This window comes from Blastomonas sp. CCH9-A1, from assembly GCF_001557175.1.
Lineage (GTDB): Bacteria > Pseudomonadota > Alphaproteobacteria > Sphingomonadales > Sphingomonadaceae > Blastomonas > Blastomonas delafieldii_A.
On record NZ_LSHM01000023.1, the window covers coordinates 75,819 to 93,782 of the forward strand.

15 protein-coding genes are annotated in these 17,964 nt (G+C 65.2%); 8 read left to right on the plus strand and 7 right to left on the minus strand.

The window, feature by feature from the left end; all coding sequences use genetic code 11:
• Positions 1-1,257, minus strand: a complete 1,257-nt coding sequence (locus tag AX725_RS06580) for a hypothetical protein (protein ID WP_060979555.1) — start codon at positions 1,255-1,257, stop codon at positions 1-3.
• Between the two features lie 131 nt (positions 1,258-1,388).
• On the opposite strand from AX725_RS06580, the gene purM reads away from it, so the two are divergent.
• Positions 1,389-2,504, plus strand: a complete 1,116-nt coding sequence (gene purM / locus AX725_RS06585; protein WP_060979554.1) for a phosphoribosylformylglycinamidine cyclo-ligase — start codon at positions 1,389-1,391, stop codon at positions 2,502-2,504.
• Complete coding sequence (gene purN / locus AX725_RS06590; RefSeq protein WP_060979553.1) at positions 2,494-3,459, plus strand: phosphoribosylglycinamide formyltransferase; 966 nt, start codon at positions 2,494-2,496, stop codon at positions 3,457-3,459. The genes purM and purN overlap by 11 nt, the downstream gene beginning before the upstream one ends.
• Here purN and AX725_RS06595 read toward each other — a convergent pair.
• From AX725_RS06595 to AX725_RS06615, 5 genes are all read right to left on the minus strand, one after another.
• Positions 3,434-4,336, minus strand: a complete 903-nt coding sequence (locus AX725_RS06595; protein WP_081096988.1) for an ATP-grasp fold amidoligase family protein — start codon at positions 4,334-4,336, stop codon at positions 3,434-3,436. The genes purN and AX725_RS06595 overlap by 26 nt on opposite strands.
• Positions 4,337-4,341: 5 nt before the next feature.
• On the minus strand, positions 4,342-4,764 hold the full coding sequence (ndk, locus tag AX725_RS06600) for a nucleoside-diphosphate kinase (RefSeq protein ID WP_023837915.1): 423 nt from the start codon (positions 4,762-4,764) through the stop codon (positions 4,342-4,344).
• Positions 4,765-4,887: 123 nt separating this feature from the next.
• Entirely contained in the window at positions 4,888-5,376 is a 489-nt protein-coding gene (locus tag AX725_RS06605) for a hypothetical protein (RefSeq protein ID WP_066110949.1), read from the minus strand.
• 11 nt (positions 5,377-5,387) lie between these two features.
• The gene (locus tag AX725_RS06610) at positions 5,388-5,855 is read right to left on the minus strand and encodes a DNA polymerase III subunit chi (protein ID WP_060979551.1); all 468 of its coding nucleotides are present in this window, start codon (positions 5,853-5,855) and stop codon (positions 5,388-5,390) included.
• A gap of 231 nt (positions 5,856-6,086) precedes the next feature.
• Positions 6,087-7,553, minus strand: a complete 1,467-nt coding sequence (locus tag AX725_RS06615; RefSeq protein ID WP_060979812.1) for a leucyl aminopeptidase — start codon at positions 7,551-7,553, stop codon at positions 6,087-6,089.
• A 290-nt stretch (positions 7,554-7,843) separates the two neighbouring features.
• Between AX725_RS06615 and AX725_RS06620 the strand changes: the two genes are divergently transcribed.
• The 6 genes from AX725_RS06620 to AX725_RS06645 all read left to right on the plus strand — a co-directional run bounded on the left by AX725_RS06620 (position 7,844) and on the right by AX725_RS06645 (position 17,287).
• A complete protein-coding gene (locus tag AX725_RS06620; RefSeq protein WP_231726388.1) occupies positions 7,844-10,168 on the plus strand; it encodes an LPS-assembly protein LptD in 2,325 nt (774 codons plus the stop codon).
• Between the two features lie 84 nt (positions 10,169-10,252).
• Positions 10,253-11,635 (plus strand): peptidylprolyl isomerase, encoded by a 1,383-nt coding sequence (locus AX725_RS06625; RefSeq protein ID WP_060979813.1) that lies wholly within the window; start codon positions 10,253-10,255, stop codon positions 11,633-11,635.
• A 22-nt stretch (positions 11,636-11,657) separates the two neighbouring features.
• On the plus strand, positions 11,658-12,653 hold the full coding sequence (pdxA, locus tag AX725_RS06630) for a 4-hydroxythreonine-4-phosphate dehydrogenase PdxA (protein ID WP_060979814.1): 996 nt from the start codon (positions 11,658-11,660) through the stop codon (positions 12,651-12,653).
• The gene (gene rsmA, locus AX725_RS06635) at positions 12,653-13,489 is read left to right on the plus strand and encodes a 16S rRNA (adenine(1518)-N(6)/adenine(1519)-N(6))-dimethyltransferase RsmA (protein ID WP_060979815.1); all 837 of its coding nucleotides are present in this window, start codon (positions 12,653-12,655) and stop codon (positions 13,487-13,489) included. The genes pdxA and rsmA overlap by 1 nt, the downstream gene beginning before the upstream one ends.
• 124 nt (positions 13,490-13,613) lie before the next feature.
• Positions 13,614-15,356 carry an N-acyl-D-amino-acid deacylase family protein gene (locus AX725_RS06640; RefSeq protein WP_066114466.1) on the plus strand — a complete coding sequence of 581 codons (1,743 nt, stop codon included), beginning with the start codon at positions 13,614-13,616 and terminating at the stop codon, positions 15,354-15,356.
• Between the two features lie 143 nt (positions 15,357-15,499).
• Entirely contained in the window at positions 15,500-17,287 is a 1,788-nt protein-coding gene (locus AX725_RS06645; RefSeq protein WP_066117621.1) for a putative bifunctional diguanylate cyclase/phosphodiesterase, read from the plus strand.
• 21 nt (positions 17,288-17,308) lie between these two features.
• Here the strand turns inward: AX725_RS06645 and AX725_RS06650 are convergent, their stop codons facing one another.
• Positions 17,309-17,962 (minus strand): response regulator transcription factor, encoded by a 654-nt coding sequence (locus tag AX725_RS06650; RefSeq protein ID WP_066114464.1) that lies wholly within the window; start codon positions 17,960-17,962, stop codon positions 17,309-17,311.
• Positions 17,963-17,964 lie beyond the last annotated feature (2 nt).

The window sequence follows — 17,964 nt, forward strand, 5'->3', positions numbered from 1 at the left end:
TCATCCGCCGCCAGGTGCCGGGGCCGCGCGCGAGATTCGCAGCACCCCGGGCCCCTGCTGGACACGATAGCCGCGCGCCTCGAGCGCACCGCGCAGCGCATCGATATCGATCTGTGCATTGACCTGCATCACCGAAGTGCCGCCGAGCGCCAGGCTGGCGGTACTGGCCGAGGTGACGCCGGGAATGCCGCGCACCAGGCGTTCGCCCGCCTGCACGGCCGCCACATCCGGGGTGTCGAACTGGATCGAGATGATCTGCGTGCCCGTGGTCAGCCCGCCCGACTCGACGGGAATGTCCTCGGCCAGCGTCTCGTCGAGCATTTCCTCGACCAGTTCGACCGGCTTTTCGATGATCAGCGAGGAATCGGGGCGGAGCTCGCCCGAGCGGACGGCGCCGGCATAGATGCGGTCGAGCCGCTTGATGCCCTGATCGAGCATCGCGGCCAGGCCATCGCTGTTGCGGGCCTTCAGCGTGAAGCTGCCCAGCAAGCGGCTGTCCGGCCCGAAGCGCGCGGCAAAGCGCCCGGTGATCGGCCCGCCGGGATATTGCCGTTCGACCTGCACCACCGGGATGACCACATCGGCAGCGCCGAACTGGTCGAGAATGAGGCGCCACCAGGTGCGGCTGCGGCGTCCGGTCTGCGCGGCGTTGACCAGCAGCGAATCCGCGCCCGATCCGTAAGGGCGGATATAATCGACGATGCTCTCGGCGGTGCGATAACGCGCCCAGGCCGCCTGCCAGGGCGTGCGGTTCTCGAAGGTCTGCGCAGAGCCGCCGCTGATATAGATGGGCACCACCAGCATCGGCGCCGATCGGAGCACCGATCCACTGACGCCGAGCAGCTCACCGGCGCGTGCGCGATCGAACAGCACGCCCAGGGTGGCGATATAGCGGCGCGGGCCGATCTGCTCGTTTTCGACGACGATTGCCGAGACGATACCGTCGAGCGCCGAATCGCTGAGCTTGGGGGCAGCGCCCGAGCGGTTCATCTGCGCCCACAGCTTCTGCCAGCCCTTGCGCTGCGCATCGCGCCAGGCGTTGGAGCGGGCTTCGTCGGCATTCTTGCCCGAGCCGTCGACCTTGACCCCGCTCACTTCGAAATCGCCGCCGCTGGCGATCGGCGGAATGCCGCGATCGCCCTCGATCTGGGCATAGACCAGCGCGCCCGCGCCAAGCAGCAGCGCGAACAGGGCGAAGGCGATCCAGACGCGAGAAATTCGGGGCGCCGGACGTTGCAGGGGCAGGCTGGTGATCAATGTATCCTAGCTTCAAACAACCGCGCGAAAACGAGCTTGTCGCCCCCTGCCCGTCTCCGGCGGCGGCGTGGCCGCTCTTTTGGCGACAATGGCGTGGAAATCCAAGCGAGAAGTCGCTAACCGCTCTGGCCATGACTGACAAGACCGGCGACGCGCCAAATCCGACAAGTTACAGCTATGCTCAAGCAGGTGTTTCGATCGCTGCGGGCAATGCGCTGGTCAAGGCCATCGGGCCCCTGGCCAAGGCGACCGCGCGCCCCGGCGCCAATGCCGAACTGGGGGGCTTTGGCGGCTTTTTCGATCTCAAGGCCGCCGGTTTCAAGGACCCGTTGCTGGTCGCGGCGAACGATGGCGTGGGCACCAAGGTAAAGCTCGCCATCGACCATGACCGGCACGATGCAATCGGCATCGATCTGGTCGCGATGTGCGTCAATGATCTGATCGTTCAGGGTGCCGAGCCGCTGTTTTTCCTCGACTATTTCGCGACCGGCAAGCTCGACACCGGCGTTGCCGAGCGCGTCGTCGCGGGCATTGCCGATGGCTGCAAGCTCGCAGGATGCGCGCTGATCGGCGGCGAGACCGCCGAAATGCCGGGCATGTACGCGCCGGGCGATTACGACCTGGCCGGCTTCTGCGTCGGCGCGGTCGAGCGCGACGAGGTGCTGACCGGCGACCGTGTGAAGCCGGGCGACGTCCTGCTCGGCCTCGCCTCGTCGGGCGTGCATTCGAACGGCTATTCGCTGGTGCGACGTCTCGCAGCCGACAAGGGCTGGAAGATGAACCGCCCGGCCCTGTTCGATCAGGAGATCCTGCTCATCGACGCGCTGATCGCACCGACGCGAATCTATGTGTCTTCGCTGCTGCCGGTGGTGAAATCGGGCCGGATCGCCGCGATGGCGCATATCACCGGCGGCGGCCTGCTCGAGAACATCCCGCGCGTGCTGCCTGAAGGCGCGCATGCGCATGTCGATGCCGATGCCTGGGCCCAGACGCGGTTGATGGCGTTCCTGCAGGCGCAGGGCAATATCGAACCCGAGGAAATGGCGCGCACCTTCAACTGCGGCATCGGCATGGTGCTGGTGGTGGCCGAAAGCGATGTCGCCAGCGTGACCGCCGATCTCGAAGCTGCCGGCGAGACCGTCCACCGCATCGGCCGCATCGAGCCGGGCGACAAGGGCTGTACGGTCAGCGGATCGATCGAGACCTGGAGCGCGAAATCGGCGTGGAGCGCCACCCATGCCGGCTAAGGCCCGGCTCGCCATCCTGATCTCGGGCAGCGGCACCAATATGGCCGCGTTGCTCTATGCCTCGCGCGCGCCATCTTGCCCCTATGAGGTGGTGCTGGTCGCCTCGAACGATCCCAGTGCCGGAGGGCTGAAGCTTGCCGAGGCCGAAGGCGTGCCGACCTTCGCGCTGTCGCACAAGGGCATGGATCGCGAGAGCCATGACGCGGCGATGGACAAGGCCATCCGTGCCAGCGGCGCCGATCATGTCGCGCTTGCCGGCTATATGCGCATCCTCACCCCCGGTTTCGTGCGGAGCTGGGAGGGGCGGATGCTCAACATCCATCCCTCGCTGCTGCCCAAATACAAAGGGCTGCACACGCACCAGCGCGCGATCGATGCGGGGGACAAGGTTGCCGGGTGCAGCGTGCACCTTGTGACGGCAGAGCTCGATGACGGCCCGGTGCTCGGCCAGATCGAGGTTGCGATCCTGCCGGGCGACAGCGCAGAATGCCTCGCCGCGCGCGTGCTGATCGCCGAACACCAGCTCTATTCGCGTACCCTGGCCGATTATGTCTCGCGCGAGAGTGATCCCGACTGGATCGTCGCCAAGGTCGGCGAACTGGCCCTCGCGCTTCCCGAGACCGATGCACGTCCTTCGCACGGCGCGCCCGGCTGGCGCGTCGGGGGCGAGAAGTCGGGCAAGTATTTCGCTTATGTCTCGATCCACCATCATGGCGAGGAAGCGATCGCGCTGCTCGTCAAGACCAGCGGTGCGGACGAGCAGGCCGCGCTGGTGGATCAGGATCCCGAGCTCTATTACTTGCCCAAATTCTACGCGCCCTCGGGCTGGATCGCGATCCGGCTCGATACGGGCCGCACCGATTGGGAGCATATCGCAGACTGGCTGCACCGCAGCTGGCGCAGCGTCGCGCCGAAGCGGCTGACGAAGTTCATGGACATCGCGGCGGAGTTCTGACCGGCAGTTGCTGGCTGCGGGCTTTCGCCCAGAGTTGACCCAGCATGAGGTCGATCTCCGGCGGATCGAACGGATCGAGACCCGAGCCAGGATAGAAGGTCATCTCGCCGAAGCGGGGGGTTCCGGCAATCTCGTAAAAATCGACGCGGACGAAATCGAAGCCCTGCCCCAGCGTTTCGGCGGCCACGATCATCCGGTCCAGCGAGCTGGGCTTGGCAGGGTCGGGATCGCGTGTCGGCGACGAGAAGCGCCGCCACTGGCGGTCGAACAGCATCCAGCGATGCCGCGTCTCCCGCTCCAGATGCACCTGGATGCACGCCACCTCGCCTCCGAAAACATAGAGCTTGTAGTCTATGGGGAGCTGCCCGCCTGTGCCGATAAAAGGTTCGACCAGCAGCCCGCGCGGGATTTCGCGATAGAGCCATTCATCGAGCCAGAGGCCATAGGGTTGGGCCATCCAGGCCTTGCTCCTGCGTCGCACCGCCTCCCAGTCATCGCGCGATGAGCGGACAAAGGCGCGCTGATTGCAGCCATGACGCGACTTGACGACCAGAGGCAGGGGCCAGGCTGGCGTTTCCGGCAGCACATCACCCTGCCAGAGCGTCGGGGTGGTCCATTCGCGTCCGAGCCAGTCGGCCACATAGGCCTTGGCGGCGAGCTTGTCCGAGCAGACCGGCATGCGCGGGTCGCGGTCGACCAGCTTGCGGCGCTGGACGAATTCGGTGAAGCGGCGGGGATCTTCCAGGTCTGGCAGGCGGTGGTGCCGCCAGAAATAGGTCATCGCGATCCGCAGCCTGGCCAGGCGATCGCGGGTGCCGCGCACGGGCGGCGATGCCAGCGCTGCCGGGTTCAGATCGGGCCCGGCAGCGCGTGGCATGATGATCAGCCGACGATTTCTTCCGGCTTGAAGAAATAGGCGATTTCGATCGCGGCATTCTCTTCGCTGTCCGAACCATGGACCGAATTGGCTTCGATGCTCTCGGCCAGTTCCTTGCGGATGGTGCCCGGCTCGGCATTGGCGGGGTTGGTCGCACCCATGATGTCGCGGTTGCGCTTCACGGCGTCTTCGCCTTCCAGCACCTGTACAACAACGGGGCCCGAGATCATGAACTCGACCAGCTCACCGAAGAAAGGACGCTCGCGGTGCACGGCGTAGAAGCCTTCGGCCTGTTCGCGGGTCATGTGGATGCGCTTGGAAGCGACGACGCGCAGGCCGGCTTCTTCCAGCATCTTTGTGACCGCACCGGTCAGGTTGCGACGGGTGGCGTCGGGCTTGATGATCGAAAAGGTCCGGGTGACGGCCATGGGGATGCTCCTGCTATTGGGTGTTGAGCCTCGCGCACGCACGGCGCGATTCGCCGCCGCCCCTAGCGGGCCGGATTGTGCGCTGCAAGGAAAACCGCTGCCGGAGCGGTCTCACCTGCCCGCTCAGCTTGCCCCTGCGATTAGCGTGATCGACGATCCCGCATCCGCGGGAGCAACCTGCAAGGTGAACGAGCCGCCATCCTTCGTTCCTGCGATGGCGCGCATATCGCCGGTGGTGATTTCGGTCTCGACCTTGAAGCCCTTGGCCTCGACCGACTTGCGATACCAGGCCAGCACGGCATCGGGCCTGGCGCTGCTTTCCATGACGACCATCGCACCGGTATTGCCGTCGCTGTTGCTGTTCATCGTCGAGACGACCTTGGCACCGGGATAGACTTCCAGCCCGAAGGGCAGTTTGGCGTCGGTTGCGCCTGCATTGATGTTGACGGTAGCCGAGCCGTCCGCGCTAGTGATTTTGACCTCAGAGGCATCGCCATCGCCCTCGCGGGTCACCTTGACCTCATTGCCCTCAGCATCGCTATAGACGGTCTTCTCGCCGCCGCAGCCTGCCAGCAGCACCACCGCTGCGACTGCCATCAAAGAGTTGCGCATTCCACCGTCTCCTATGGTTCGCGCGCATCCTGACGCTTGCCGGGGGTCTGTTCAACCCATTTGCCGCCATCCTGTTTCCAGTAATGGCGTTCCAGCCCCTCGCGCTCGCCCAGCGCGACCCAGGCCTTGCGCGCATCGGCGATCGTCGCCTCGCCGAACAGCAGGAACACGCGGTCGAAACGCAGCGCCTCGTCGCGCCAAAGCCCGTCGGCCAGCGCGATGAATCGCGCGCCATTGGCGGGCTCGACCCGATCAGCGAGCAGGATCGGCTGCACCTGGGGATTGGGCCCGTCGATCTCGCCATGCGCGAGGAAACTGTCGGGCTTGAGCGACCACAAAGCGGTGCTCAACGCCTGACGATGCCCGGCATCGGCCGACAGCACCAGCATGCGCTGCCCGAGCGCCAGCGTGCGCTCCGCCAGAAGCGGCAGCACCCGCTCGGCGGGATCGCGCGTCAGGTGATAAAAATCGACCTGCATTTCTATCGCCTTTGTGTAGGGGAGGTTACCGCACTCCCTCTCTCCCTCGATGGGAGAGGCAGCGAGACTTGGTGGCTCTGCCACCTAGTCGCAGCGGTGAGGGTGATGGTTCGACTTGGTGCAGATTTGGCGTCCCTTGGCCATCGGCAAAATCTGGCAAGGCAACCCCCACCCAACCCTCCCCCATCAAGGGGGAGGGCTTCAAGGCCAGAGCGGCAAATCGCCTTCAGATCAATTCTCGAAATTGTCTGCAATCCACTGATTCAGAAGACGAACCCCATAACCAGTCGCACCCTTGTCCCAGACCGGGCCAGGCTTGTCTGCCCAGACCATTCCGGCAATGTCGAGATGCGCCCATTTGACACCGGGCTTGATGAAGCGCTGCAGGAACTGCGCTGCGGTGATCGATCCGCCGCCCTTGGCGCCGACATTCTTCATGTCGGCAATCGGGCTGTCGATCATCTTGTCATAGGCGCTGCTCAGCGGGAAGCGCCACAGCGGATCGCCCGCCAGCTTGCCCGCAGCGGTCAGCTTTTCGGCCAGGCCATCGTCGTTGCTGAACAGCCCGGCATGCTGGTCGGCGAGCGAGATGATGATCGCGCCGGTCAGCGTCGCCAGATCGACGATATATTCGGGCTCGTAATTCTCCTGCGCCCAGTGCAGCGCGTCGCACAGCACCAGACGGCCCTCTGCGTCGGTGTTGATCACCTCGATCGTCTGACCCGACATGCTGGTGACCACGTCGCCGGGGCGCTGGGCATTGCCGTCGGGCATGTTCTCGACCAGTCCGCAAATGCCGACGACATGCGTCTTGGCCTTGCGTCCGGCGAGCGCCTTCATCGTGCCAGCGACCGCGCCTGCGCCGCCCATGTCCCACTTCATGTCTTCCATGCCGGCAGCGGGCTTGATCGAGATGCCGCCCGTATCGAAGGTCACGCCCTTGCCGACCAGAACCACCGGCTTGGCCTTTGCGTCGCCGGTGCCGTTCCAGCGCATCGCGATCAGCCGCGGCGGACGGACCGAGCCCTGCGCCACCCCGAGCAGCGCGCCCATGCCGAGCTTTTCCATCTCTTCCTGGCCCAGCACGGTGATTTCGACACCCAGCGATTCCAGATGCCGGCAGCGTTCGACGAAGCTCTCCGGGTAGATCACGTTCGCAGGCTCGGTCACCAGATCGCGCGTGAAAGCAACGCCCTCGGCAATCGCGGCCTGGTCGCTCCAAACCGCACCAAGACCCGCCGGACCGCCCACCACGCCGATCTCGCCCAGGCTCACCTTCTGCTTGGCGGGCAGCTTCGTCCGATAGTGATCGTGCGCCCAGCTGCGCAATGTCGCGCCGAACAGAAACTGGCTCGCGCCCTCGCGATTGCCGCCCAGCGCGCCAAGCCCCATGTCGACGGCGAGCGAGACCACGCCCGAGCGCTGATATTTGGCGACCAGCTGACCGCCGGCGCGCTCCAGATCGGTGCGCGACTGACCGCCAGTGCCGACCAGCGCGACGCGCAGCGTCTTGCCGCCTTCGCTCACGAAAATGTCGAACACCTCGCCCGCGCCGCCCTCGAAACGCGCCGCTTTCGCGCCATCGATCACCACTTTACCGGATTCGAGCGGCAGGTTGAGGCTGGCCAGCTCATCCTTGGCGACCGGATAGGCGATCACGGCATAAGCGTCTGCGGAAGCGTCGAAAACAATGTTCATCAAAGGGTCCCCGAAAGGCGGGCCGGTCGGCCGGTTAATCGATTGTGAACCATGTCGCGCCTATGACAGAGCGGCGCAAAGGGGCGACACGGCGCTGCGTGCCATATTGGTGGCAGATCGCAGCTTGCAAGCGATAGGACAGGTTCGTTTTGTTTGCCAGCATTTGCCGCAGCCTTAAACGGACCATCGAAAGCGGTTTGCGCTCGGGCTTTTGCAGTGCAATAGGCGCGATTCTGGCGCGTGGACGGCCCGTGATTCTGGGCGATAACAACCACCGCATGAATCGACGGATGGCTGGCTTGCGCTTTTCACGGACAGGTTTGTTGCTGGGATCGGCGCTGCTCGCAGCGCAGGCTGCCCCTGCGCTGGCCGCGGACCAGGCCGCAGCGCAACCCGTCTGCACACGCACCAGCTATCTGCTCGGCGAGAATCTGACGTTCACGCGCAAGGACATCGTGCGCTATGCCGATGACCAGAGCGCGCCTGCCGCAGGCACCGCCGGCGAGAAACAGCAGGTCATCGAATTCACTGCCGACCGGCTCGATTATGACAGCAATGCCGATGTCGTCACCGCCACCGGCAACGTGCTGCTGGTCCGCGAAGACCAGTCGCTGGTCGCCGACACCGTCACCTGGGATCGCAAGAGCGGCCAGGTGCGCGCCAATGGCAGCGTCCAGATCACCGATGCTGAAGGCAACAGGCTTTACGGCGATTCGATCGAGCTGACCGAATCGATCCGCGATGGCGTGATCGAGAATATCCTGGTCGTGCTCGAAGCCGGCGGCCGCATGGTCGCCAGCCGTGGCACCCGGACCGATGGCGTCATCACGCTCGAAAATGCCGCCTATTCGGCCTGTCTGGTGGAAACCCCCACCGGCAAGCCCAAGAAGCCGAGCTGGCAGCTCCGCGCGATCAAGGTGGTCTATAACCCTGCCGACAAGCGCGTGCGTTATGACGGCGCGCGGCTCGAGCTGTTCGGCCTGCCCGTCATCCCGATGCCCGGGCTCAGCCATCCGGTGGGCGAAGGCAGCGGATCGGGCATACTCGTTCCCGATATCCGCTTCAGCCAGGCCAATGGCGTCCAGCTCAGCCTGCCTTATTATATCAGCCTGGCGCCCAATCGCGATCTGACCGTCACCGGATCGGTGTTCACCGAAGCGCTGCCGATGGTGAATGCGACCTATCGCGCGCTCACCGATCGCGGGGCCTATCAGATCACCGGCTATGCCACCGCCGGATCACGCATCCCGGTGGGTGCCGGCAATGTCGCGCCGGACAGCCAGAACGATTTTCGCGGCTATTTCGATGCGACGGGTCGGTTCCAGCTGGACGAGGCGTGGAGCATCAGCGGATCGATCCGTGCGGTCACCGACCGCACCTTCCTGCGCCGCTATGACGTGAGCCGCGAAGACCGGCTGCGTTCGACGATAGAGGCGGAGCGGATTGGGCCGAACAGCTATTTCTCGCTCGCCGGTTGGGCGACACAGACCTTGCGCGTCAATGATCCGCAGGGCCAGGTGCCGATCGCGCTGCCGGTGGTCGACTGGCGCTATCGCATGCCCGACCAGGTTGCGGGCGGGAAGGTCGAGTTCCAGCTCAACACGCTCGCCATCGGCCGCACCTCCGGCCAGGACACGCAGCGCGCCTTTGCTCAGGCCCGCTGGGACATGCGCCGCCTGACCGGCCTTGGCCAGGAATTCACATTGACCGCACTGGCGCGCGGCGACGTCTACAACAGCAGCGACAATGCGCTCACTAACACGCTGATCTATCGCGGCGAATCCGGCCTCAAGGCGCGCGCCAGCGGATCGATCGCGGCGGACATGCGCTGGCCGTTCGTCGGCGAAGCCTTTGGCGGCACCCAGGTGCTGAGCCCGCGCGTGCAGGTCGTGGCAACTCCCACTACGGGCAATCTGGAACTGCCCAACGAGGATTCGCGCGCGATCGAACTGGAAGACAGCAATCTTTTCTCGCTCAATCGTCTGCCCGGCTATGACCGGATGGAAGAGGGCGTGCGCGTCGTCTACGGGGTCGAATGGTCGCTCCAGCGTCCGGGCATGCAATTGAACGCCGTCGTCGGGCAAAGCTATCGCTTCGATGACGAGCGCGATTTCCTGCCCGAAGGCACGGGCCTGGGCAATCGCACCTCGGACGTGGTCGGGCGGCTGGACCTGAAGCTGCGCAACTTCATCCGCTACACCCACCGCTTCCGGCTCGACAAGGACAATCTTGCGGTGCGCCGCAACGAAGTCGATGTCACCGTGGGTGGTCGCCAGACCTATGTCCAGGTAGGCTATCTCAGGCTCAACCGCGATATCGGTCCGGAGATCGAGGACCTGCAGGACCGCGAGGAACTACGTGTCGCAGGTCGGGTGCGCATCGCGCGCTACTGGTCGATCTTCGGTGCAGGCGTGTTCGATCTCAGCGATCGCGAAGAGGACCCGGCGCTGCAGGCGGACGGCTTCCAGCCTATCCGCACCCGGCTGGGCGTCGCCTATGAAGATGACTGCCTCGAGCTCGGCGTCACCTGGCGGCGCGACTATATCCCGGTGGGCGATGCCCAGCGCGGCGATACCTTTCTGCTGCGTGTCGCCCTGCGCAACCTTGGCTTTTGATCGCAAAGGCGATATTCACCGCCCCGCTCAGCCACGGTTAAGCCGATTTTGGGCAAGGGGTCGCTTTGTCCCATTCAGGAAGATATGAGCTTGCACGCATTGAACACTTTCGCGATCCGTACCCGCAAGCTGGCCCGGACCACGCTGGCCAGCGCGCTGATCGCCGGCCTCGCCCTCCCCGCCACCGGCCAGACGGTGCAGGATGATGCAGCGGCGATGCCCGACACCTCGCTCAATGTTCCCGAGGGGCTGACGATCTTCGGCAAGCAGGACCCGAATGTCCGCCGCGCCACCGCAATCGTCAACAGCGAGATCATCACCGGCACCGATATTGACGAGCGCGTGGCGCTGATCCTCGCCGCCAACGACGCGCCGGTTTCCGACGAAGAGCGCCAGCGCCTGCGCCTGCAGGTCCTTCGCAACCTGATCGACGAGACGCTGCAGATCCAGGAAGCCGCCGCCAACGACATCAAGGTCGACGAGAACCAGGTCGAGCGGACCTATGCGCAGGTCGCGCAGCAGAATTTCCGGCGCGATACCGGCGCGCTCGACAAGTATCTGGCCAGCATCGGCTCCTCGCCGCGCTCGCTCAAGCGCCAGATCCGCGGCGAACTCGCCTGGCAGCGCCTGCTCGGCCGCAACGTCACCCCCTTCATCAACGTCTCCGAGGAGGAGGTGAAGGAAGTCATCGAGCGATTGAAGGCCAACAAGGGCACCGAGGAATATCGCATCGGCGAAATCTACCTCTCCGCCAACTCGCAGAACCGTGCCGAAGTCGCCAAGAACGCGGCACAGATCGTGCAGCAGCTGCAGCAGGGCGGATCGTTCGTCGCCTATGCCCGCCAGTTTTCCGAGGCCTCGACCGCAGCGGTGGGCGGCGATCTGGGCTGGATCCAGCTCGGACAGCTGCCGCCCGCGCTCGGCGTCGTTGCACGTGACATGCAGGTCGGCCAGCTCGCAGGACCGATCGAGATTCCCGGCGGCTTCTCGCTGATCTATCTGATCGACAAGCGCCAGGTGCTGACCGCCAACCCGCGCGATGCTCTGCTCGGCCTCAAGCAGCTTTCGATTGCCTTTCCGCCCGGCATCTCAGAGGCCGATGCGACCAGGCGCGCGTCCGAGTTCGCTTCGGCTACGCGGCAGATCAAGGGTTGCGGCGCGGCCGATGAGATCGCCAAGCAGCTCGGCGCCACTGTCACCAACAACGATCAGGTGCCCGTGCGCGAACTGCCTGCGCCGTTGCAGGACACGCTGCTCGCCCTGTCGATCGGCGAAGCGACCCAGCCTTTCGGCTCGGTCAAGGATGGCGTGCGCGTGCTCGTGCTTTGCGGCCGCGATGACCCTTCGGCCGATGGCGGCCCCAGCCCCGAACAGCTGATGGCCAATATGGAAGAGGAAAAGGTCAATCGCCGCGCGCAGATCTATCTGCGCGACCTTCGCCGCGACGCCGTGATCGAGTATAACTGATGCACCCCGGTCGGTGCCTCGCGTGACGCAATTGCTGGCCATTTCGGCCGGTGATCCCGCCGGTATCGGCCCGGAAATCATCGGCAAGAGCTGGGACGCGCGCGAGGCCGAGGGTCTGACGCCGTTTTTTGCCGTGGGCGACCCACGCGCGTTCGAGGCGGTGTGGAGCGGGCCGATCCAGGTCATCGGCGACCCCGGAGAGGCGCGAGACGCCTTTGCTACCGCCTTGCCCGTGCTGCCGGTCATCGACAGCGGCACGGTGATCCCCGGCGAGCCCGATCTCGACGGCGCGCGCTGCGCGCTGCAGGCACTGGAAATGGGCGTGGGTCTGGCGCGCGCAGGCACGGCCTGCGGCATCGTGACGGCGCCGATCTCCAAGATCCAGCTGCAGAAGGTCGGTTTCAACTTTCCCGGCCAGACCGAATTCATCGCCGAGGCCTGCGGCGTTTCGCGCCAGAATGTCGCGATGCTGCTCGCCGGTCCCGAACTGCGCGTCATTCCGATCACGGTGCATATCGGTATCGCCGATGTGCCGGGAGCGCTGTCGACCGAACTCATCGTCAATCGGGCGCGTGCGGCGGCCAAGGGGCTGGCGCGCAATTTCGGCATCGAGCGCCCGCGCCTCGCCATTGCCGGGCTCAACCCGCATGCCGGCGAGCAGGGCAGCATGGGCCGCGAGGAGATGGAGATCATCCAGCCCGCGATCGACATCCTGCGCGACGAGGGCTTTCTGGTGGCAGGCCCCCTGCCCGCCGACACCATGTTCCACGCCGCTGCGCGAGCGCGATATGACGTGGCGCTATGCCAATATCACGACCAGGCGCTGATCCCGGTCAAGGCGCTGCATTTCGACGATGCGGTCAACATGACTTTGGGCCTGCCGATCGTGCGCACCTCGCCCGACCATGGCACCGCGTTCGACATCGCGGGCAAAGGGCTGGCCAGCCCGCGTTCGATGATCGCCGCGATCCGCATGGCGGGTGCGGCCTGGACACATCGCCAGTCGTACGACGGTTGATGCGCACGCCCGTCCCTGCCCTGCCCCCACTGCGTGACGTCATCGCGCGCCATGGCCTCGCTGCGAGCAAGGCGCTGGGGCAGAATTTCCTGCTCGACGAGCAATTGCTCGACCGGATCGCGGCGGTGCCCGGAGAGCTGGACGGGCAGGATGTGCTCGAGATCGGCCCAGGCCCGGGCGGGCTGACACGGGCGCTGCTCCGCGCCGGGGCAAACGTCACCGCGATCGAGCGCGATCGGCGCTGCCTGCCGGCGCTCGCCGAACTGGGCGAAGCCTTTCCGGGCCAATTGAAGGTGATCGAGGGCGATGCGCTCGAGATCCCGCTCGCGAGCGTGATGCCCGGCCCGTGCCATATCGCGTCCAACCTGCCCTATAATGTCGGAACCGCGCTGCTGATCGGCTGGCTGAGCGGGCAGGACTGGCCGCCGCAATGGTTGTCGCTCACGCTGATGTTCCAGCGCGAGGTCGCCGACCGGATCGTCGCCGCGCCCGACAGCCATGCCTTTGGCAGGCTCGCGATCCTCAGCCAGTGGCGCTGCCACGCGCGGCTGGCGATGAAGGTGCACCGCAGCGCCTTCACCCCGCCGCCCAAGGTGATGTCGGCGATCGTGCATCTGACGCCGGCGGAGATGCCCGTCGGGATCAGGGCCGCGCGGCTAGAGGCGATCACGGCTGCCGCCTTCGGCCAGCGACGCAAGATGCTGCGCCAGAGCCTCAAGGGCCTGCCCGGCGCGCTCGCGGCGCTGGAAGCCGTGGGGATCGACCCGGCGCGGCGGGCCGAGACGCTGAGCGTCGAGGAGTTCCTGGCGGTGGCGCGGGCCATGGAGACGGTCTGAGCGGTTGCGCAACCGTACCGCTACCCCCTTCCCTTTCGCCGAAACTCGCGTAGCATCCCCACCGAACCGTCAGACGACCAGGCAGCAGACCCGGCGCGGCGGCAAGGATGAGGAGCCTGAACCGATGTACGACCTGATCATTCGCAATGGCACGATCTACGATGGCCTGGGCGGCGCGCCCTTTGTCGGCGATATCGCCATCACCGGCGACACCATCGCGGTGGTCGGCAAGGTCAACGGGCCGGGACGCCAGGAAATCGATGCCGAAGGGCTGATCGTCACACCGGGATTTGTCGATGTCCACACGCATTATGACGGCCAGGCGACCTGGGATGACGTTATGGCGCCATCGTCATGGCACGGGGTGACCACCGTGGTGATGGGGAATTGCGGTGTTGGCTTTGCGCCAGCGGCGCCCGACAAGCACGAATGGCTGATCGGTCTGATGGAAGGCGTCGAGGACATTCCGGGCACCGCGCTGGCCGAAGGGATGAGCTGGGACTGGGAGACTTTCCCCGAATATCTCGACTCGCTCGAGCGTCTGCCGCGCACGATCGATATCGGCACGCACGTGCCGCATGGCGCTGTGCGCGCCTATGTGATGGGCGAGCGCGGCGCGGCCAATGAAGAGCCGACCGATGCGGACATCGCTGCGATGTCGAGAATCGTCGAGGATGGGCTGCGCGCAGGCGCGCTCGGTTTTTCGTCCTCGCGCACGGTGCTGCACAAGTCGATCGACGGCGAGCTGGTTCCCGGCACGACCGCAACCGCGCGCGAACTGATCGGCATCGGCCGCGCGATGGGCAATGTCGGCTATGGCGTGTTTGAAATGGCCTCCGACCTCGTTCCCGAATGGAAGGAGTTCGACTGGATGACCGCGCTGTCGAAGGAGACGGGGCTGCCTGTCACCTTCGCGATGCTGCAATCGCCGATGAAGCAGATGCACTGGACCGAACAGATGGCGGCGTGCGAGGAGGCCAATCGCACCGGCGGGCATGTCGTCGCGCAGATCTCGTTGCGCGGCACCGGCGTGGTCATGGCGTGGCGCGGTACGGTCCACCCGTTCGTCCAGCGGCCGAGCTGGCAGGCGATCGCAGGCCTGCCATGGGAAGAGCAGCTGGCGCATCTCAAGGATCCTGCCTTCAAGGCGAAGCTGCTCGCCGAGGACAATTTGCCGCCGCCCTCGATGGATACCGCTGCCCTGTTCATGCTGGTCACCGCCGGATGGGCGCTGCAATTCCCGCTCGTCGACGGCTTCAGCTACGAACCGACACGTGAGGAGAGCATCGCGCTCGTTGCCGATGCGGCTGGGCGCGATCCGGCGGAATATGCCTATGACGTGCTGATGGAAAATGAGGGCACCGGGTTCATCTATCTGCCCATTCTCAACTATCAGGACGGCAATCTGGAATTCATCAAGGGGCTGCTCGAACGCGACGATACCGTGGTTTCGCTCTCGGATGGCGGCGCGCATTGCGGCACGATCTGCGATGCCGCAGCGCCCACCTTCCTGCTGAGCTACTGGGCGCGCGACCGCAAGGCGGGCACGATCCCGGTGGAGCTCGCGGTCAAGCGCCAGTGCCACGATACTGCCCGGCTCTATGGCCTCAACGATCGCGGCGTCCTCAAGCCCGGCTATCTGGCCGACGTCAACGTGATCGACTTCAAGCGGCTGCGCCTATCGCGCCCCTGGCTCGCGTTCGATCTGCCCGCCGGCGGCAAGCGGTTGCTGCAAAAGGCCGATGGCTATATCGCCACGATCAAGTCGGGCGAGATTACCTTCCGCGACGGCGAAGTAACGGCAGCGCGGCCCGGCACGTTGATCCGCGGCCCGCAAAATGTCGAGCAGCGCGTCGCGGCCGAATGACCCTGGCGCCCTGAATCGGGCCGGGGCTGCGCGTCTCTGAGGCGTGGCCGCCCCGACTGCACACGTACCGTAGAAACCCTGTATTTCACCCTTTGTTAAGCGGCCAAGCGCTGACTCGACAGAGCAAGATGCAGGAAAATTCTATGTCGGTTCAAAGGGATGCGAGCGAATTTCGGAACGGGACCAGCCCCGTTAGCGAGGCGGAAGGCCAGCGGCTCGACCGTGAACTGGCTATCCTGCAAAGCCGCAGCCTGTTGCAGAGCGGGCAGCTCCAGGAGCTTGCCGATCTCGCCAATTTCCAGCGCGAGGCGCTCGACGCTGCCGCGATCGTCGCCGTCACCGACCGGGCGGGAAGGATCACATCGGTCAATGCCAAGTTCTGCGAACTGAGCGGCTATTCCGAGGCCGAGCTCATCGGTGCGAACCATCGCATCCTTGCCTCCGGGGCGCATGACCGCGCCTTTTTCCAGAACCTTTACCGCACCATATCGCGCGGCAATGTCTGGCACGATGTGATCTGCAACCGCGCCAAGTGTGGGCGGCTCTACTGGGTAGATACCACCATCGTCCCGCATCGCGACCGGTCGGGCTATACCGCGATCCGTTTCGACGTCACGCCGCAGAAGGAGGCAGAGCAGCGGCTCTGGCGGCTGGCCAATATCGATCCGCTGACCCGGCTGGCCAACCGCCGCCGCTTCCTGGAGCTCATGGTCACGGCGACATGCAAGGGAACACCGTTCGCCACCGCGATCCTGGATATCGATCATTTCAAGGACATCAACGACAGCGCCGGGCACCATGCCGGAGACCAGTTGCTGATCGCGGTTGGTCAGGCTCTGCGTGCAGAACTGGGCGAATGCGATGCCATCGGCCGGCTTGGCGGCGACGAATTCGCCGTCATCCTGCACGAGGAGGATGGCACGCACCTCCAGCAGCGGCTCGACGGCGTTCTCGCCGCACTGCGGCGCAAGCCAGTCGCAGAGATGGATGACTGCACCATCCATGCCAGCATCGGCGCAGCGCTGTTTCCGCGCGACGGAAAGGACGCTGCGAGCCTGCTGAAGAGCGCCGACCTTGCGCTCTATGCGGCCAAGCAATCCGGGCGGGGCTGCGCGCGCCGATTCAAGCCCTCCTACCGCGAGGCGGCCGACCAGCGCGCCGGCCTGCGCACTGCGATCACGCATGCCATGGAACGCAATGAGCTGTTCATCCTCTACCAGCCGATCGTCAATCTGGCCGGTGGTCAGCCGATGGCGTTCGAGGCGCTGCTGCGCTGGCGACGCGCGGATGGAGGCATTCACACGCCCGCCACCTTCGGAGAGGTGTTCGAAGACGAGCAGATCGCCGCGGAGATCGGCAATTTCGTGCTCACCGAGGTGCTCGGTCAGATCGACCGGTGGAAGGCGGAGGGCGTTCCGTTCCAGTGGATCGCGATCAACGCGACGCTCGGCGATTTTCGCGCGCGCGCCTTTGTCGACAGGATCGCCGATGCGGTCGAAAGCGGCCGGATCAGCGGCGAGCAGCTGTGCATCGAGATTACCGAAGGCATGTTGCTCGATCGCGGCGCCAGAGCGGTGCGCGACGCAGTCGACCGGCTCAATGCGCTGGGGGTCGAGATTGCCTTTGATGATTTCGGCACCGGGTTCGCCTCGCTCACCCATTTGCGCCAGCTGCCGATCAACCATGTCAAGATCGACCGCAGCTTCATCGAATCGATCTGCGTCGATGGCAAGGACCGCGTGATCGTGGAAAGCGTCATCGATCTGGCGCACCGGCTGGGGCTGAAAGTGGTCGCGGAGGGGGTCGAGCAGGCTGCGCAGGCCCGGCTGCTCAGACGGCTCGAATGCGACAGCATCCAGGGCTTCCTGATCGCCCCGGCGCTGACCGAGGCGCTGGCGACCGATTTTGTCCGCCGCGATATCGCCTGCTGATCTGTTATCGGCGCAGGTGATTCAGGCTTCCGGATGCGTGCGGAGGATCGCGCCGCGCGGCTCCAGCCCCGCCTCCATTGCGATTTGCACCGCTTCGGCCAGACTGCGCACGCCCAGCTTGCTCATCAGCTGCGCGCGATAGGCTTCGACCGTGCGTGGCGACAGGTTGAGCCGATAGGCAATGATCTTGTTCGCCAGCCCCAGCACCATCCCGCACAGCACATCGCGCTCGCGATCGGACAGCCGCCCGATCAGCTCCTCGGCCTGGCGGCGTCGGCTGTCCTGCTGGACTTCCTGCAACTGACGGTTGACCGCGCTGCCGATCGACCTGACGAGATCGTCGACATGGAAAGGCTTTTCGAGCAAGTCTATCGCCCCAGCGTGGATCGCACGCACCGCCGTGGAGACAGATCCGGCCCCGGTCAGCATCACGATCTTGTGCGGACTGCCGCGATCGACCAGGGCCTGCTGCACGTCCATGCCGCCCAGGCCCGGCATGTTGAGGTCGAGCACCACGCAGCCCGGTGTCAGCTCGGCCTGCTGCGCAACAAATCCATCGCCGCTGTCGAAAGCCTGGACGACAAATCCCCGCAATTCCAGCGCTTCACTCAGTTCTGCGCGCACCTCGGCATCGTCATCGACAATGTAAACGTGGCGTGCTTCGCGCATGTCCATCG

Bases quoted from the DNA above. Each gene is read 5' to 3' on its own strand.
- purM (WP_060979554.1), top strand. From the start codon at position 1,389: ATGACTGACAAGACCGGCGACGCGCCAAATCCGACAAGTTACAGCTAT.
- purN (WP_060979553.1), top strand. From the start codon at position 2,494: ATGCCGGCTAAGGCCCGGCTCGCCATCCTGATCTCGGGCAGCGGCACC.
- AX725_RS06595 (WP_081096988.1), bottom strand. From the start codon at position 4,336: ATGCCACGCGCTGCCGGGCCCGATCTGAACCCGGCAGCGCTGGCATCG.
- ndk (WP_023837915.1), bottom strand. From the start codon at position 4,764: ATGGCCGTCACCCGGACCTTTTCGATCATCAAGCCCGACGCCACCCGT.
- AX725_RS06605 (WP_066110949.1), bottom strand. From the start codon at position 5,376: ATGCGCAACTCTTTGATGGCAGTCGCAGCGGTGGTGCTGCTGGCAGGC.
- AX725_RS06610 (WP_060979551.1), bottom strand. From the start codon at position 5,855: ATGCAGGTCGATTTTTATCACCTGACGCGCGATCCCGCCGAGCGGGTG.
- AX725_RS06615 (WP_060979812.1), bottom strand. From the start codon at position 7,553: ATGAACATTGTTTTCGACGCTTCCGCAGACGCTTATGCCGTGATCGCC.
- AX725_RS06620 (WP_231726388.1), top strand. From the start codon at position 7,844: ATGGCTGGCTTGCGCTTTTCACGGACAGGTTTGTTGCTGGGATCGGCG.
- AX725_RS06625 (WP_060979813.1), top strand. From the start codon at position 10,253: ATGAGCTTGCACGCATTGAACACTTTCGCGATCCGTACCCGCAAGCTG.
- rsmA (WP_060979815.1), top strand. From the start codon at position 12,653: ATGCGCACGCCCGTCCCTGCCCTGCCCCCACTGCGTGACGTCATCGCG.
- AX725_RS06640 (WP_066114466.1), top strand. From the start codon at position 13,614: ATGTACGACCTGATCATTCGCAATGGCACGATCTACGATGGCCTGGGC.
- AX725_RS06645 (WP_066117621.1), top strand. From the start codon at position 15,500: ATGTCGGTTCAAAGGGATGCGAGCGAATTTCGGAACGGGACCAGCCCC.
- AX725_RS06650 (WP_066114464.1), bottom strand. From the start codon at position 17,962: ATGGACATGCGCGAAGCACGCCACGTTTACATTGTCGATGACGATGCC.